Raw genomic sequence first — 15,643 nt, 5'->3', positions numbered from 1 at the left:
AATTCAAAATTAAAAATTCTGAATGTTTATTTGATGTAATTTTGATGTTGAAGTTCATACCAGAAGCAAATTCCGTCCGGTTCGGTGAATTCGCCGGTTTTTTCAAAGCCTAATTTTCTTAAAATATGATTGGAACCTTCGTTTTCAGAATGGGTATGAGCATAAATGGTTTCAGCTTTCAGATCATTAAATCCAAAATCAAGCGAAGCTTTTGCCGATTCCAGCGCATAACCTTTTCCCCAGTATACAGGAATGAAACGATATCCGAGATCGTAAATATTGTTGTAGCCGTTTATTTCCTGAGTAATTAATTTCAGTCCGCTCCAGCCGATCAGCAGTCCGCTTTCTTTTTCAATTACAGCGAGTCTTCCGACACCGTTATCAAGATATTGCTGCTGAATCATTTTAATCACATTTTCAGATTCGCTGATGTCGGAAAGAGGAGGTACTCCTATGTATTTCATCACTTCAGGATCGGAGTCGAGGAGAAACAGACGTTCTGCATCTGTTTCTTCAAATTTTCTCAGAATAAGTCTTTGTGTTTCTAAATACATAAAAAATTACTGTTGCTGAAATCCAAAAACCGTTACATTGGCTGCTCCTTTTTTAATGTCTGTTTCCTTGATCGGATTTTTCATCACGTTTAAGGTTTCCAGATTGATATTTGCGGAAATATCCAGTTTTTGAATCTGATTATGCTCAAGATTTAGCTTTTTAAGATATTTAAGCGAGCTTAGATCAATGGTCTTTATTTTATTTAAAGATACGGTTAATTGATCAATTCTGGGCGTAGTTTTCAGCGAAATATTTTCAATCTGGTTGTTGTCGAGATACAGTGAAGCCAGAATTTTTAGATTTTCTGCCTTAAAATTTAAAATTTTACATCCTGTACACGAAAAAAGCTGCAGATGATCCATATTTTTCAGGGAAAGATTTACAATGCTGTTATCATCCAGTACGATCATTTTAGTATTTTTAAAATAAGGCAGATCTTCGGTATTGGTAATCCCTTTATTCACTAAAAATAAATTTTCAATCCTGTCGGCTTCAAACTGATTTATTTTTCCGTCTTTGTTCAGATCAAAATTTTCAATCACCGCTTTTTCAAGATTTTTATCTTTAAAAATAAGGCTTTGACTGTAAAAACCGGATGCAGAGAAAATAAGAATGAGGATCGGAATTATTTTATTTTTCATCAGTACATTATGTTTAAATCCGTATTTTTGTACACTTAAATTTCATGTAAAAGTATGAAGATTTTCAGAATTACTGCACTTTCTTTAGTATTAATTTTAGGATTGAATTCCTGCAAAAAAGAATCTCAGAATCAATGGAACGTAGAAATTACAAGTCCGGCGGAAAAAGTAGAAATTACAGATATTTCCAAAGAACTTTACGATCCGAATGTTTCATCGGAAAGCTTTAAAGCTAAATTTCCTTGGTTTCAGGGAACGGTAAGCGATGCAGATTTTGCCAAAAGAAGAGCAGATCCTGAAGAAATTAAAATTTACAAAGAGGCTACCGCAAAAATAGATCAGAAAAAATTGCAGACCGATCTTCAGGATTTGTTTTCGCACATCAAATTTTATTTTCCAGCATTTAAAAGTCCGAAAGTATTTTTGTTTTCATCGGCTTTGCAGATGGTTCAGGATCCTATTTTTTATGATGCCAAAGGAAATCAGCTTTTTATTGATATGACAGGCTTTATGGGAGACGGAAATCCCAATTATAAAGGTTTGGAAATGTACTTCCAGAAATCCATGAACCCGAATAATATTGTTCCGAAAGTCGCGCAGATTTTCGCGGAAGGTTTTGTGAAAGAATCTCCGGATCATCAGAAATTTATAGATATGATGATTCTCAACGGTAAAATCATGATTCTTAAAGACGCTTTTTTACCCACATATCCGGAATATCTGAAAATGAACTACACCCAGAAGCAGTATGAATGGGCAGTTTCCAACGAAGCTAACATCTGGAATTATTTCGTGGAAAATAATATCATCTTTGGGGATGATCATAGACTGGAAGACCGTTTTATCGCTCCGGGACCATTCTCGAAATTTTATACGGAAATTGATAACGAATCTTCTCCGCAGATTGCCATATTCACAGGATGGCAGATCTGTAAAGAATATCTGAAGCAGAAACCGGAAACCAAACTTCAGGATTTCCTAGGATTGGATGCAACGGTGATCTTTAACCAGTCGGGCTATAAACCGAAAGTAAAATAATACGCTGAATGTAAAATATTTGGCAAACAATATATAGTAGAATAAATAGAAAATTATGAGAAAAACTCAGATTACGATAGATGTAGAACTGGATGAAAACCACATTCCGGAAAATATCACCTGGAATGCACAGGACGGCGGAATTGAAAAAGAAGAAACAAAAGCAACCATGATCTCCGTTTGGGACGAAAAAAATATGGAAGCTTTGAGAATTGATCTCTGGACAAAAGAAATGCCGGTGGATCAGATGAAAATGTTCATTCATCAGGTGCTTGTTTCTATGGGAAATACCTACCAAAGAGCAACAGGTGAAGAAGATGTGGCACAATGGTTGGAGCAGATGGCAGAAGAGTTCGCAGTAAAATCGGCGATAAAAATGTAAAAAAGCGGGATGACGGAAGCCTGATGTTGGAAGTTTACAAAAGCATCCAGCTTCCATCATCCAGCTTCAAATCAAAAATATAAAACAATGAATTTCAATACAAAAGTAATACACGGAGGACAGCATCACGAATCTGCAACGGGTTCTGTGAATGTACCTGTATTTTTAACGTCTACCTTCGCACAGAAAAGTCCGGGAGTACATTCCGGTTACGAGTATTCAAGAGCGGCAAACCCTACGAGACAGGCTTTGGAAGACTCTTTGGCAAGCATCGAAAACGGAGCGAGAGGTTTAGCTTTCGGTTCCGGTTTGGCGGCAATCGACTGTGTTTTAAAATTATTAAATCCGGGAGATGAAGTGGTTGCAGTAGACGATTTGTACGGAGGAACGTACAGAATGTTCACCAGACTTTTCGAAAAATATCAGTTGAAATTTACCTTCGTGAATTTTGATGATGTTTCTAAAATCAATGACGTAATTACAGATAAAACAAAACTAATCTGGATTGAAACGCCAACCAATCCTTTGATGAAACTGGTTGATATTAAAGCAGTTGTTGAAGTGGCAAAAGGAAAAGATATTCTTGTTGCAGTGGATAATACTTTTGCAACACCTTATCTTCAGAGACCGATTGATTTGGGAGCCGATATCGCCATGCATTCTGCAACAAAATACTTAGGAGGTCACTCCGATGTTATTGCGGGAGCTTTAGTGGCTAAAGATGCGGAACTTGGAGAAAAACTACACTTCATTCAGTTTGCAAGCGGAGGAATTTTGGGACCTCACGATTCTTATTTGGTGTTGAGAGGAATTAAAACACTGGCTTTAAGAGTTCAGAGACATTCTGAAAACGGAATGGCGGTAGCGAAATACCTTGAGTCTCATCCTGCTGTAGATCAGGTGATTTATCCGGGATTAGAATCTCATCCGCAACACGAACTGGCAAAATCTCAGATGAAAGATTTCGGGGGCATGGTTTCGTTCACTTTTAAATCAGGTAAAAAAGAAGATGCCATCAGATTTTTAGAAAGAGTAAAAGTATTCACTTTAGCCGAATCTTTGGGTGGAGTAGAATCTCTTGCCAATCATCCTGCTTTGATGACTCATGCTTCCATTCCTGCAGAAAAACGTGCAGAATTGGGAATTACAGACGATTTGGTTCGTTTAAGCGTAGGAATCGAAGATGCAGAAGATCTTATCGCAGATCTGGAAAGAGCTTTTTCTTAGTTTAAAAACAATTTATAACACTTTGCCATTCTGTGTAGAACGGATTGGAGTTAAGAATCTAAATAGAATTTATTTAAATTTTTGGAGCTATTTCCCGCTTTCCACTATATCTTTTGCTACGCTTTGCTTCACAAAAGGATGCCGTTGCAATCGTGGCTAGGATTGTAGTCAATTCTTTCAGTATTTGAAAAATACAATTAAAGTTTGTCATCCTGAAAGGATCTTTAGATAGTGTTAGAAAGTCGCTTGAAAAAATTAGAGCCAAGATTCCTGCGGAATGACAAACGTTGGAATAGAAATTCAAAAATTTATTAAAAAAGATTCTTCCTAACGTCAGAATGACAGAGTGTTGAACAACATTTTAAAATAAAAACATAATGAGAAAGATCCAGATTTTATTCCTGTTAATGGTAAGCCAGATTGCTTTTTCTCAGGTTAAAAATACCGACGAACTGTACAAAACGGTGAAAAAATTAGACAGTCTGATATTCGATGTCGGATTCAATAAATGCGATCTTTCTCATTATGATTCTATCGTAAGCGAAGACTTGGAATTCTACCACGATAAAGGCGGAATTACTTCTGGAAAAGAAGCCTTCAAAGCCTCCATTAAAAATAATATTTGTGGCGGCCCCAACAAAGTGAAACGCGAACTGATTCCAAATTCCATGAAAGTATATCCTTTGTACAACAATAATGTTCTGTATGCTTTTATTCAGGAAGGAGAACATGATTTTGCCGAATTTTACAACGGAAAATGGAACAAGGGAAGCCGTGCAAAATTTACCATTCTCTGGATTCTGGACGGAAAAGACTGGAAAATGAAGCGCGTTCTCAGCTACGACCATCATTTATAATCTACTTTGTTAAAGCTTTATGAAGTTTTTTTGTGCTTTGACAAAGTTTTAAACTCCCATTATGACAAGAAAAGCCCAACTTGCAGATGTACAGCAATTAGCTGAACTGTTCGATCAGTACAGGATCTTTTATCATAAAGATTCCGATATTCCTGCTGCGGAAAAATTTTTAACAGAAAGAATTGAAAATAATGATTCCGAAATTTTTGTTGCCGAAAATGAAGGGAAATTAGTCGGTTTTGTTCAGTTGTATCCGTTATTTTCCTCCACAAGAATGAAAAGATACTGGCTTTTGAATGATTTGTATGTGAATGAAAATTATCGGGGAAAAGGATTTTCAAAACAACTGATTGAAGCATCCAAAGAACTTGCAAAATCAACCGATGCCGCCGGAATTCTTCTTGAAACCGGAAAATCCAATGATATCGGAAACAAGCTTTACCCAAGCTGCGGATTCGAAATCTACGATGAAGTGAATTTTTACGAATGGAAGATTTCATAACGTAACAATTTACCAGAGTAACAGTTTAAGAAATCTTAATTGTTACTAAAATATTACTCATTACCAATTACTTATTATTCATTAAATATGACTGATTTTCAAAAATACGTTCAAAGATATTTAGACTTAATTCCTTCAGAAAACTGGCTGGAAGAACTGAAAAGATCCGGAGAAAATACGGTTGAAATTTATTCTGAACTTTCAGAAGAACAATCTCTTTTTGCCTACGCGGAAGGAAAATGGACGCTGAAAGAACTCCTTCTGCATTTATCCGATACCGAAAGAATCTTTCAGTACAGAATACTGGCTTTTGCGAGAGGCGACCAAAATGAATTGCCGGGTTTTGATGATGAATTGTACGCTAAACAGTCTTTCGCGAATGAAAGAACACTAAGTTCATTATTGGAAGAATATCAACTGATCAGAAAATCGTCTCAGATTCTTTTAGAAACTGCAAATTCCGAAGCCTTAAAAAATGTAGGATCCGCCAACGGAAACCAGATTTCTGCCGAAACTATCGGAAAATTGATTGTTGGTCATAATATTCATCATCTGAATATTATTGAGGAAAGATATTTGCCGAAGTTGTAAAGTTTTTTAATTTTATGTCATTGCGAGGAGCGAAGCGACGAAGCAATCTCATAATTTTAAAGATGAACACAAATGAAACCAGGCTTTGTTTATATTATGACCAATAAAAATAATACGGTTCTTTACACTGGGGTAACATCAAATTTACCAAAAAGAATTTATCAGCATAAAGAAAATATTTTTGAACTAAGTTTTACCTCTAAATATAATATTGACAAACTTGTCTATTGGGAATCATTTCAGGAAATAGGAGATGCTATTTTTAGAGAAGAACAAATTAAAGCAGGTTCGAGACAGAAAAAAATTGATTTAAAAAATTCAATTAATTCGGAGTGGAGAGATCTAACAGAAGAAATTACAGATATTATCAATCCTTTTTGAGATTGCTTCGTCGCTTCGCTCCTCGCAATGACAGAAAACAATGGAAAAAATAATAGAAATTTTAAAATCCGGCGGAACAATTCTTTACCCAACAGATACCATTTGGGGAATTGGCTGTGACGCCACAAATATAGAAGCCGTAAACAAAATATTTGACATCAAAAAACGGGAAAAAAACAAATCCATGATCATCTTGGTGGAATCTGAAAAAAGATTACAGGATTTGGTTGATGTTCCGGAAATGGCTTGGGAAATTATTGATCTTAGCGAAAAGCCTGTAACAATTGTTTATGAAAACCCGAGAGGATTGCCAAAAGAATTGTTGGCTGAAGACGGAAGCATTGGAATCCGTCTGGTAAAAAATGACTTCTGCAAAAAACTGATTACAAAACTCAACAAACCTTTGGTTTCTACTTCTGCCAATTTCAGCGGTGAAAAAAGTCCTTTGAAGTTCTCGGATATTTCTCCTGAAATGATTGATCTTGTAGACTATGCAGTAGAAGAAGACCGCGAAAAAGTTTCAAAATATTCGGGTTCGTCGGTAATAAAAGTCTGGAGCGACAACAGGATAAAAGTTCTGAGAGAATAATCGACCTTTATCATATATTTTAAAGTCTTATTCATCCGTATCGGCAGGATTTCTTTTTTTAGTTTTATCTTTGCAAAACTTCAATTTTAAAACAATTGTGATGGATCATCAAAAGTTTGCTGAAGAATGGATTAAAGCATGGAATTCCCACGATCTGGATGTCATTTTTTCTCATTATTCGGATGATATAGAGATAGTGACGCCGATGATAAAATTAGCAACAGGAGGAGAAGAAAGTTCTTTAAAAGGAAAATCTGATGTTCGCGAATATTGGAAGACAGCATTGGAAAAATATCCTGATCTTCACTTCGAACTTATAAAATCTACGGCAGGAGTAGATTCTGTGGCTTTATTTTACAAATCCATTATGGATAAACATGCGATGGAAGTGATGTTTTTTAATGAAGATGGAAAAATTAATAAAATGTATGCTCATTACGATTAATGAGCGGCATTAGTGTATTACAAAATGAAAATTAACCTTACTCAAAATAAAAATTTAAAACTTTTCAAAATCATTTCGGAGGTTGCAGCCCGAAACAATCAGTCTGTGTATGTAGTCGGAGGCTACGTACGCGATCTTTTGATGAAAAGAAAAGCATCAACGGATATTGATTTTGTGACCGAACAAAGCGGTATTGAGCTTGCCCAAAACGTAGGAAAAGAAATTGATCTGAAAATGAAAGTTTCGGTTTTCAAAACGTATGGGACAGCGATGATCAAATACAAAGACCTTGAGCTTGAATTTGTAGGGGCGAGAAAAGAAAGTTATACCGAAAACAGCCGTAAACCGGAAGTGGAAGGGGGAACCATTGAGGACGACCAGAAAAGAAGAGATTTTACGGTGAATGCCATGGCAATTTCGTTAAATCAGGATAATTTTGGTGAACTAATCGATCCCTTCAATGGAGTAGATGATCTGGAAAAAGGAATTTTAAGAACGCCTCTGGAACCTGCACAAACCTATTCTGATGATCCTTTGAGGATGATGAGAGCCATCCGTTTTGCTTCTACGCTTCAGTTTCAGATCGAAGAAAATTCTTTGGAAGCCATTAAGCAGGAAGCGGAAAGAATAAAAATTGTTTCGATGGAAAGAATCATGGTGGAATTTAATAAAATCATGCTTTCCAAAAAGCCATCTATTGGTCTTAAATTAATGGAACAGACGGGTCTGATGAAATTAATTATTCCTGAACTGATTGATCTGAAAGGAGTAGAAGAAGTGGAAGGACAAACCCATAAAGACAATTTTTACCATACTTTGGAAGTGGTAGACAATATTTCTGAAAACACGGAAAATTTGTGGCTTCGTTGGTCTGCATTGCTTCACGACATCGGAAAAGCACCGACCAAAAAATTCGTTGAAGGAACAGGATGGACATTCCACGGACACGAGTTTTTAGGCTCAAAAATGGTAAAAACATTATTCCAGAGACTGAAACTGCCTTTAGGTCCGGACATGAAATATGTTCAGAAGATGGTAAAACTTTCGTCTCGACCGATTGCTTTAATTACCGATGATGCTTCGGATTCTGCATTGCGAAGATTACTGTTTGATGCAGGAGAAAATATGGAAGATCTTTTCACTCTTTGTAAAGCCGATATTACGACCAAAAATTCTAAAAAGCAGGAGAAATTCAAGAAAAATTTTGAATATGTTGCTGTTAAGATTAAAGAAGTTGAGGAAAAAGATCAGGTAAGGAATTTCCAGCCACCAATTTCAGGAGAAGAAATTATGGCAATGTTTAATTTAAAACCGGGTCGCGAGATCGGAATTTTAAAGGAAAAAGTGAAGGAAGCCATTCTGGAAGGCGAAATTGGAAACGACAGCGAGGAAGCGAGAACTTTTGTGATTGCTGAAGCGGAAAAACTGGGATTGACACTTGCCTAAATGCTTTTCGGGACATTTGATTATATTATTTTAGTATTGATTTTCCTTTTTAACATTGTTGTCTGGAAATTTAAAATAATTAAAAAACGCAACTGGATTTTATATCTGGTTGCGTTTTTATTTTTTGGATTTGTTATTCCGCTTTTATCTGTTGATTTTGAAATTGAAAAAGCGACAAAAGATCAGCCCATTGTTGATAATTTTACATTGCTTTATACCTATTTCAGGTTTCCTGTTTGGTGGTTTATTGGGATCATTGAAATTTTTATTTTGAGGAATTTACTATCAAAAATAAAATCTTAATAAAACGTTAATGAATTCTTAAAAAGATATTGGTTTTGTAGTTACATTTGCGGAAATGTTTTACTTCAATTGTAACCTATTTAAAATTTTACTGGTGAAAAAAATCTTTTTAGTTCTCCCTCTTCTTTTCCTTATTCTTTCCTGTGAAAATAAAGTGGAAAAAGTTCATAATGCCTTTTACTATTGGAAAACAGATACGTATTCTGAAGTTTCTGTTCCCGAAAAAAATATGCTTGAACAGCAGAATGTCGAAAAGCTGTATGTAAAATATTTTGAAGTCGATTACAACGAAGCGATGGGAAGTTTTCCGATTTCAAAAACCAATGTAAGGTTATCATCTTACTGCGAAGAAAATTTACCAAAAAAATACACTGTTATCCCGACTGTTTACATTAAAAATATTGTATTTAAAAAAAGTTCGGAAAAGGATCTTGATAAACTGGCAGACAATGTTAACTTTCTTATCAACAAATTCACCAATGAAAAGTTTGATTCCATTGCCATTAATGAAATTCAGATCGATTGTGACTGGACAGCTTCTACAAAAGGCAGATATTTTTACTTTCTGAAAAAATTAAAGCCGATATCCCAAAAGGAAATTTCTGTTACCCTGAGATTGTATCCATACAAATATCCTGAAAAAATGGGAGTTCCACCAGTTGATAAAGTTACATTAATGTGCTATAATTTAATCAATCCTTTGGCGGATGATTCTAAAAATTCAATTTTAGATCTTAAAGAGATGGAAAGTTATCTCAATACAAAGAAAAAATATCCGCTGCATATGGATATTGCGCTTCCTTTATATTCCTGGATGCAGTTTTATCAGAACAATCAGTTTAAAGGAGTTTTATATAACGGAAATGATCTGAAAAAAGTACTGAAAGAAACAAAACCATTGTGGTACGAAGTAACAAAAGATACCGTGATTGATTATAAGGATTATCTGAGAGTAGGAGATAAGATCAAATATGAAGAAATTACACCAGAACAAATCAATAAAGCTATTGCATTAATCAGGAAAAATATAAAGCTGGATAAAGAAATTACCGTATCGCTTTTTCATTTAGATGCTAATCAGTTAAATAATTACACCAATGAAGAGATCAGCCATTTTTATAGCGACTTTACTAAGTAATCTGTTTTTTGCGTGTGGATTTTATCCTTACGGCGATGATGTACGGTTTTATTTTCTTGATCCTGATAACTTTTCTTATCAGGAATATCGGTCTTTTTACTATTCATCTCTTTATTTTGGCTATAATAATGACGGTGAAGAAATTGAAATTAAAGATTTGCAGAATGAAGTTCTTTGGAGAAAATACTGTAAGAATAAAGTTTCATTGGATGAAATTAATTTTGCTCTGGAAAAATATGGTTTTCGGATATCAATGAAAAAAGCAGCAACGCTTTTATAAAATATTTATATTCAGCTAAAGATAATGAAGCTGTTAATTATCTGAAATTTGCCAAAAACTGTGAGTTTTTCAATTCATGGCAGGAAGATCCGTGGGAAAGAAATGAAAATACAGCTGCTCAGAAGAGAACAGTTTTATTAAATCAGGCAATTGCTTTAGCTTCCAAAACCAAAAATTCAGAGATCAGAAAAAGATATGCGTTTCTTGCGGTTCGTCTCGCTTTTTACAATGGGGATATGAAGTCTTTGGCGAAGACTTATGCTCAATATTTCTCTGTGGAAGAAGCAAATGATATTATTGATATTTGGGCTTTGTATTTTAAGGCAATCGAAGAGAAAAATCAGGGGCTTAAAAATATTTACTTTGCCAGAGTTTTTGCCAAATGTCCCGAAAAGCATTTTGTTTCATGGCAGGCTTTCGATCATAAATTATCAAAAGATGAGGTCTTGCAATCGATAGATGATCCAAAAGATAAAGCCCGGGTTTTAATGATGTACAGCATCTACAATTCCGGTAAAAATATTGATAATCTTAAAGAAATTTATGCCTGCAATTCTAATTTTGACGGACTGGGTTTTTTGGTGTCACGCGAGATCAGTAAACTGGAAGACTGGATTTTTACACCTTATTATTCTTTGTTTGAGCCAGCCATTCCGGATTCCGGATATAGTTCTCAGTATGACCAGGAATATCAGTCGGTAAGAAATGTCTTTGGAAGAGTGGAAGCGGACAGAGAATATGCAAAAGAACTTTTAGAGTTTATTAATTCCGCAGATTTATCGAAAGTACAGAATCCCGATTTCTGGAAGTTTGCAAAAGCTGAACTTTTGTTTATGACGAATAATTATTCTGAAAGTCTGAAGCAAATCAATAATCTGGAAAAAACGTTGCCGGCAGATTCTAAAATCCGGGAAAATGCAGAGCAGATCAAGGCATTAAATCTTTTTGCAAATCAGACTTACGGAAAAGCTGTAATTCCTGCTGCCGCAAAAGAAATTATCATTAAAAACAGAAAAAACGAACGGTTTATTTTTGCACTGGGAAGAGAACTGGAATATCTCGGAAATACGGACGATGCAGCACTTTTGTATGCTTCTCTGAATGAGAGGTTAAACAGTCTGGTTTATTTCAAATCGTTAAAAAGTGACCGTCATACTTACGGAGATTATTTTGTAGATTATTTTAATTACATCGATGCAGTCTATTCTCCTGAACAGGTGCAGAGTTTCATTAAAAAGACTGAAAAAGTAAATTCCGGAAACGATTTGTTTTTTAGTAATTTTAAAATGAAACAACAGTCGGTTAATAATCTGTACGATCTTCTGGGAACAAAATGTATAAGACAGAATAAACTGAATTCAGCCTTACATATATTTAAAAAACTGGGTGCAGAATATTATGAAGCACAGAATACACTTTGGGAGAATGATGGAAAAGACAGCTATTCTTCTTCAGGTAAAATTTTTGATCAGAATCCTTTCTATCATCTAAAATATACTCCGGATTTTATACAGGAAAAGGAAAAATTCAGAGTAACCAAATTATCTGTAACTCAAAAACTGATCGAATATCTCGGCAAAGCCAATAATCCACAAGAAAAAGACAGGGATTATTACTATTTTCTGGTTGCCAACTGTTACTATAATATGTCACAGTATGGGAATGCGTGGATGATGAGAAGATACTTTGTAAGTTCGGCAGGAAATTTTTCTATCCGTGAAGATAATGAGGAATTTAATACGGCTGGTCTGGCAAAATTATACTACGGAAAAGCTTTGGAAAATGCGAAAACTGAAAAATTCAAAGCGTTATGTCTCAGAATGCAGGGAAGGTGTGAAAATTATAATTATGATTTTAATGGTGAGGAAAATGCGAACCGTTTTTCCCGATCCGATGACTATGAAGACAGAAGACTCGAAAAAAACAGATATTACCAGGATCTTAAAAGTAAATATGCAGGACAGTATGAAGATATGATGAGCGGATGCGAATTTTTTGAGGATTACTTTAAGGCAAGGCGTTAAAAGATTACGGCGGAGCTGAAAGCTCCGCCGTAATCTTTTAATATTATTTCAAAAAAATTAATTCATATAAGCGGCATTAGATCCGATTCCTGTTACGAATTTTTTCAGAACTGTTCCTGAAGTGTTATATACTGTAACTTCAGATGGAGCGGTAAAACCTTTTACATCGGCTGCAAAGATTTTTCCGTCTTTTACAGAGAAGCCATACAGCGTAAAATATTGTCCTCCGTCTACAAAATTATTGATTAGAGGAGCAGAAGGAGCCGTTGTCGAATTCATATCCATTGTATAAATCTTGTTGGAAGAAGTAAAGTAATATTTTCCACCATCAATTTCAAGATTTCTTGCATTGGCGATGCCGGTTAAAGTTGTAGTTTTTGTAATGGTTCCTGCAGGAGAAATTTCATAAATGTAAGAATTAGATGCTCCTGAAGCAATTACATACACATTGTTATTGTAACTGATGGTTTTTTCGATCTCACCGTTAGGAACAGCAACCGTGTTGATGATCTCATTGGTTGAAGTATTGATTCTTGTAAGCGTACTTCCGTAGCTGTAAGTAGCATTCTGCACAAATACCGTTCCTCCTGCTTCTACCACTCTTTCCGCTGTAGAAGTGGAAGCGAAAGGAATTTTCTTCACAAAAGAAAGATCAGAAAGCTTGTAAACATTCACATATTTTCCTCCGTTATACTTATCGTTGGAAACATAAAGATTTCCGTTGCTGATCGTCATATATCTCGGATTATCCAATTGTGCTGTAATTTCTCCGGTTTTTTTGAAATTATAACGGTTAACAACCTGTACTTTATTAGAATTGTTCAGAAGCAAAAAAGCTCTGTCATCACTGAATGTGATCGTCTGCAAAACATCACCCAGATTTTCATTATTATTTTTCTTATAAATATCGTTTTCCAATACAGAAAGATCTTTAGAAATAAAAGAAACACTCGCTGTAGGTGTTCCGAAGTTCCCTTCATTCGCAATAAAATATCCGTTTTCATAATCACCTCGCGACGGCATTACATATTCATCATCACTACATGAAACATTAATCACAAGGATTAAAGCCAGTAAAAGCTGAAAAAGTCTGTTGAATTTCATAATATAATAATTGATTTTAAAAATTTAAGTTGATGTAAAAACTGTAGTTTCTTTTAGGTAAAGGATAATAAGCCATCGTTTCATAGATCTCGTCGGTAATATTATTTACCCTCAATCCTAAAGTATACTTTTTGGCAACAGTTGCAGACAATCCTGCATTCAGGACGAAATATGGTTTTATAAGATAATCGTTATTCTCATCAGAAGTGGTAAAAGTCTTACCCGTAAACATTCCCTGAACATACAGATTCATAAATCGGTACTGATAATCTGCATTCCCGAAAACCTTATGAAGAGGAACATACATCAGCTGATTTTTCGTCTCAAGATCTACAGATCTCGTATAGCTGTATCCCGTATTTATTTTTAAAGAATGTTCTTTAGAAAACTTGTGCTGAAATCCAATTTTAGACTCAAGACCATAAGACTCAACATTTCTTACGTTTCTTGGTGACCAATATCCCATAGAAGTGGGAACCCATTGGATCATATCCTCTATTTTCATGTAATAAGGCGTGAGACTCAACATGAATTTTCCGAACGCCAATTCGTGGCTCATTTCAGTCTGTAAAGACGTTTCAGATTTCAGATCTAAATTTCCACCCGGATTCCAGTAAAGATCATTAAAAGAAGGAAACCTGAAATTCTTTGAAAAACTTGCCCCTAAACTATACCAGTCAGAAACCTTCCATTTGCCTGAAAAAGAATAGAGTAAAGGCGATTCTATATTTTCAATAAAATCCTTCTTGATTCCGGCTTCCAGTCTCAGCTTTTGGGTAGGGAAATATCTCAACAATCCTGCAACAGAATAAATATTTCTTCTTACATTCTCAATTCCGGATTGATAGCCCTCTCCTTTATTGATCTGAAACTCCCCGATAAGATTAACATTCAGTTTAGGCGTGATGAAATAATTGAAATCATCTTTAAAAATCAGGATTTTTCCCGTTCCGCCACTGGTTTTAGGAGCATCAAAAACTCCGAAATACTGGAAATTTTCTTCCGTGTAAGCCGCTTTCAGGCTGTTTGAAATCGATTTTGAATTAATATCGTGGGTAAGAAGGCTTCGGAAAGTCTGCGCTGCATATTTCGTACGATTGCCGTTTTCCGTGAAGATCGGATAATTCTGTTCCGCATCATACAACTGGCTTTGCCAAGAAATTTTCTGATTTCGGGCAATTTTGTAACTGAAGCCAATGTTCGCTGTACCGTTAAAATATTTACCGTTTCGGTTGATATACTGCTTTTCAGGAACCTCATAATTATTTTGACTGATGAAATAATTTCCGGATGCCTTAAAACTGAAATTCGCATTGCTGAAAGAAGTTTTAAAATAATTCTGGAACGTCTCATAAGAAGCCACTTCACTATGTAAAGTTGCATGAAAACCCTCATTAAATTTCAGTTCATTGTTAAGGTGAATACTTCCTCCTATTGCTCCGCTTCCGTAAACCACACTTCCGCCGCCAGCTTTCACTTCAAGCGCATCATAACCGAAAATCGCGATATTATTAACATCTCCCTGTCCTAAAAGAACAGAATTGATGTTAATCCCATTCCACACAAAAGCAGTCTGCTGCGCCGTTGTTCCCCTGAAAGAAGGCGAAGAAACCGCACCGCGGCCATTTTCCTTAATATAAACAGGTGACTGAAAACGCAGCGTCTCAGAAAGATTGGCGGAATTTTTTTCAATGTCTTTGGGAGTAATTGTAGTGACCGGATGAAAAAGCTTTACCTTATTCATCTGATTGTCAAAAATATAAACGGTGTCAATAGTTTTCTCCTGCGCGTAAAGAAAACAACCGTATGATGCAAAAAGCAGTACTAAAGATCTTTTTAATGCCATTCCTATTTTACTTTTCCTCCGAAAGCAATGTTTTTAAGATTACATTTTGGCAGGTCTCCTGACTTTCGCTTTCTACACCTTCCCGTTTTCACAGTGGTTTATCGTAGAAATCTTATATGCGATTTACAGTTGCGGGGACAGTTTGGGATTTTCGCCCAATTCCCTTTTCATTCCAAATTAATGGAAACCAAAATTTTTGCAAAGATAACTTTTTTAATTTATTGACAAAAAAAATACCCATTAAGTATCTTTTTAATAAAACAATGATTTGTTGTGTTGCAGACAAAAAACAAG

At 35.3% G+C, this 15,643-nt stretch carries 16 protein-coding genes, 1 pseudogene and 1 riboswitch; of the genes and pseudogenes, 13 read left to right on the top strand and 4 right to left on the bottom strand.

What is annotated here, in order from left to right; all coding sequences use genetic code 11:
* Positions 1 to 26 precede the first annotated feature (26 nt).
* Both QWT87_RS09390 and QWT87_RS09385 read right to left on the bottom strand, forming a co-directional pair.
* Positions 27 to 554 (bottom strand): GNAT family N-acetyltransferase, encoded by a 528-nt coding sequence (locus tag QWT87_RS09390; RefSeq protein ID WP_302715824.1) that lies wholly within the window; start codon positions 552 to 554, stop codon positions 27 to 29.
* A gap of 6 nt (positions 555 to 560) precedes the next feature.
* Positions 561 to 1,196, bottom strand: a complete 636-nt coding sequence (locus tag QWT87_RS09385; RefSeq protein WP_302715823.1) for a leucine-rich repeat domain-containing protein — start codon at positions 1,194 to 1,196, stop codon at positions 561 to 563.
* Positions 1,197 to 1,250: 54 nt separating this feature from the next.
* Here QWT87_RS09385 and gldB point away from each other — a divergent pair, with 54 nt between their 5' ends.
* From gldB to QWT87_RS09320, 13 genes and pseudogenes are all read left to right on the top strand, one after another.
* On the top strand, positions 1,251 to 2,234 hold the full coding sequence (gene gldB, locus QWT87_RS09380) for a gliding motility lipoprotein GldB (protein ID WP_302715822.1): 984 nt from the start codon (positions 1,251 to 1,253) through the stop codon (positions 2,232 to 2,234).
* A 55-nt stretch (positions 2,235 to 2,289) separates the two neighbouring features.
* The gene (gene gldC, locus QWT87_RS09375) at positions 2,290 to 2,616 is read left to right on the top strand and encodes a gliding motility protein GldC (protein ID WP_076396489.1); all 327 of its coding nucleotides are present in this window, start codon (positions 2,290 to 2,292) and stop codon (positions 2,614 to 2,616) included.
* A gap of 81 nt (positions 2,617 to 2,697) precedes the next feature.
* Positions 2,698 to 3,843 (top strand): annotated as a pseudogene (locus QWT87_RS09370) (cystathionine gamma-synthase); the annotation flags it as partial.
* Between the two features lie 377 nt (positions 3,844 to 4,220).
* Positions 4,221 to 4,700: a nuclear transport factor 2 family protein gene (locus QWT87_RS09365; RefSeq protein ID WP_302715821.1), complete on the top strand. Its 480-nt coding sequence runs from the start codon at positions 4,221 to 4,223 to the stop codon at positions 4,698 to 4,700.
* A 61-nt stretch (positions 4,701 to 4,761) separates the two neighbouring features.
* Entirely contained in the window at positions 4,762 to 5,202 is a 441-nt protein-coding gene (locus QWT87_RS09360) for a GNAT family N-acetyltransferase (RefSeq protein ID WP_302715820.1), read from the top strand.
* Between the two features lie 87 nt (positions 5,203 to 5,289).
* A complete protein-coding gene (locus QWT87_RS09355) occupies positions 5,290 to 5,793 on the top strand; it encodes a DinB family protein (protein ID WP_302715818.1) in 504 nt (167 codons plus the stop codon).
* Positions 5,794 to 5,865: 72 nt separating this feature from the next.
* Positions 5,866 to 6,174 carry a GIY-YIG nuclease family protein gene (locus tag QWT87_RS09350; RefSeq protein ID WP_302715817.1) on the top strand — a complete coding sequence of 103 codons (309 nt, stop codon included), beginning with the start codon at positions 5,866 to 5,868 and terminating at the stop codon, positions 6,172 to 6,174.
* 40 nt (positions 6,175 to 6,214) lie between these two features.
* Positions 6,215 to 6,763, top strand: coding sequence for an L-threonylcarbamoyladenylate synthase (locus tag QWT87_RS09345; RefSeq protein WP_087709123.1), 549 nt, complete (start codon positions 6,215 to 6,217; stop codon positions 6,761 to 6,763).
* 100 nt (positions 6,764 to 6,863) lie between these two features.
* Positions 6,864 to 7,208, top strand: coding sequence for a nuclear transport factor 2 family protein (locus QWT87_RS09340; protein WP_302715816.1), 345 nt, complete (start codon positions 6,864 to 6,866; stop codon positions 7,206 to 7,208).
* A 24-nt stretch (positions 7,209 to 7,232) separates the two neighbouring features.
* Complete coding sequence (locus QWT87_RS09335) at positions 7,233 to 8,654, top strand: CCA tRNA nucleotidyltransferase (RefSeq protein WP_302715815.1); 1,422 nt, start codon at positions 7,233 to 7,235, stop codon at positions 8,652 to 8,654.
* 397 nt (positions 8,655 to 9,051) lie between these two features.
* On the top strand, positions 9,052 to 10,095 hold the full coding sequence (locus QWT87_RS09330) for a hypothetical protein (RefSeq protein ID WP_302715813.1): 1,044 nt from the start codon (positions 9,052 to 9,054) through the stop codon (positions 10,093 to 10,095).
* Positions 10,055 to 10,375 (top strand): hypothetical protein, encoded by a 321-nt coding sequence (locus QWT87_RS09325; RefSeq protein WP_302715811.1) that lies wholly within the window; start codon positions 10,055 to 10,057, stop codon positions 10,373 to 10,375. The genes QWT87_RS09330 and QWT87_RS09325 overlap by 41 nt, the downstream gene beginning before the upstream one ends.
* Before the next feature lie 236 nt (positions 10,376 to 10,611).
* Positions 10,612 to 12,399, top strand: coding sequence for a hypothetical protein (locus QWT87_RS09320; protein ID WP_302715810.1), 1,788 nt, complete (start codon positions 10,612 to 10,614; stop codon positions 12,397 to 12,399).
* Between the two features lie 57 nt (positions 12,400 to 12,456).
* Here QWT87_RS09320 and QWT87_RS09315 read toward each other — a convergent pair whose 3' ends face one another.
* Both QWT87_RS09315 and QWT87_RS09310 read right to left on the bottom strand, forming a co-directional pair.
* Positions 12,457 to 13,503 (bottom strand): DUF5074 domain-containing protein, encoded by a 1,047-nt coding sequence (locus QWT87_RS09315; protein ID WP_185205054.1) that lies wholly within the window; start codon positions 13,501 to 13,503, stop codon positions 12,457 to 12,459.
* 16 nt (positions 13,504 to 13,519) lie between these two features.
* The gene (locus QWT87_RS09310; RefSeq protein ID WP_302715809.1) at positions 13,520 to 15,349 is read right to left on the bottom strand and encodes a TonB-dependent receptor plug domain-containing protein; all 1,830 of its coding nucleotides are present in this window, start codon (positions 15,347 to 15,349) and stop codon (positions 13,520 to 13,522) included.
* Between the two features lie 31 nt (positions 15,350 to 15,380).
* A riboswitch (cobalamin riboswitch) is annotated at positions 15,381 to 15,556 on the bottom strand.
* Between the last annotated feature and the right edge of the window lie 87 nt (positions 15,557 to 15,643).

This window comes from Chryseobacterium urinae (assembly GCF_030518295.1).
Taxonomy (GTDB): domain Bacteria; phylum Bacteroidota; class Bacteroidia; order Flavobacteriales; family Weeksellaceae; genus Chryseobacterium; species Chryseobacterium mucoviscidosis.
Note: the sequence above shows the minus strand (reverse complement) of the source record. Positions and strands in the feature narration are given on the sequence as shown.

Coding starts and splice junctions, on each gene's coding strand:
- QWT87_RS09390 (WP_302715824.1), bottom strand. CDS start 554: ATGTATTTAGAAACACAAAGACTTATTCTGAGAAAATTTGAAGAAACA.
- QWT87_RS09360 (WP_302715820.1), top strand. CDS start 4,762: ATGACAAGAAAAGCCCAACTTGCAGATGTACAGCAATTAGCTGAACTG.
- QWT87_RS09310 (WP_302715809.1), bottom strand. CDS start 15,349: ATGGCATTAAAAAGATCTTTAGTACTGCTTTTTGCATCATACGGTTGT.
- QWT87_RS09315 (WP_185205054.1), bottom strand. CDS start 13,503: ATGAAATTCAACAGACTTTTTCAGCTTTTACTGGCTTTAATCCTTGTG.
- QWT87_RS09350 (WP_302715817.1), top strand. CDS start 5,866: ATGAAACCAGGCTTTGTTTATATTATGACCAATAAAAATAATACGGTT.
- QWT87_RS09385 (WP_302715823.1), bottom strand. CDS start 1,196: ATGAAAAATAAAATAATTCCGATCCTCATTCTTATTTTCTCTGCATCC.
- QWT87_RS09335 (WP_302715815.1), top strand. CDS start 7,233: ATGAAAATTAACCTTACTCAAAATAAAAATTTAAAACTTTTCAAAATC.
- QWT87_RS09325 (WP_302715811.1), top strand. CDS start 10,055: ATGAAGAGATCAGCCATTTTTATAGCGACTTTACTAAGTAATCTGTTT.
- QWT87_RS09365 (WP_302715821.1), top strand. CDS start 4,221: ATGAGAAAGATCCAGATTTTATTCCTGTTAATGGTAAGCCAGATTGCT.
- gldB (WP_302715822.1), top strand. CDS start 1,251: ATGAAGATTTTCAGAATTACTGCACTTTCTTTAGTATTAATTTTAGGA.
- QWT87_RS09320 (WP_302715810.1), top strand. CDS start 10,612: ATGAAGTCTTTGGCGAAGACTTATGCTCAATATTTCTCTGTGGAAGAA.
- gldC (WP_076396489.1), top strand. CDS start 2,290: ATGAGAAAAACTCAGATTACGATAGATGTAGAACTGGATGAAAACCAC.
- QWT87_RS09345 (WP_087709123.1), top strand. CDS start 6,215: ATGGAAAAAATAATAGAAATTTTAAAATCCGGCGGAACAATTCTTTAC.
- QWT87_RS09340 (WP_302715816.1), top strand. CDS start 6,864: ATGGATCATCAAAAGTTTGCTGAAGAATGGATTAAAGCATGGAATTCC.
- QWT87_RS09355 (WP_302715818.1), top strand. CDS start 5,290: ATGACTGATTTTCAAAAATACGTTCAAAGATATTTAGACTTAATTCCT.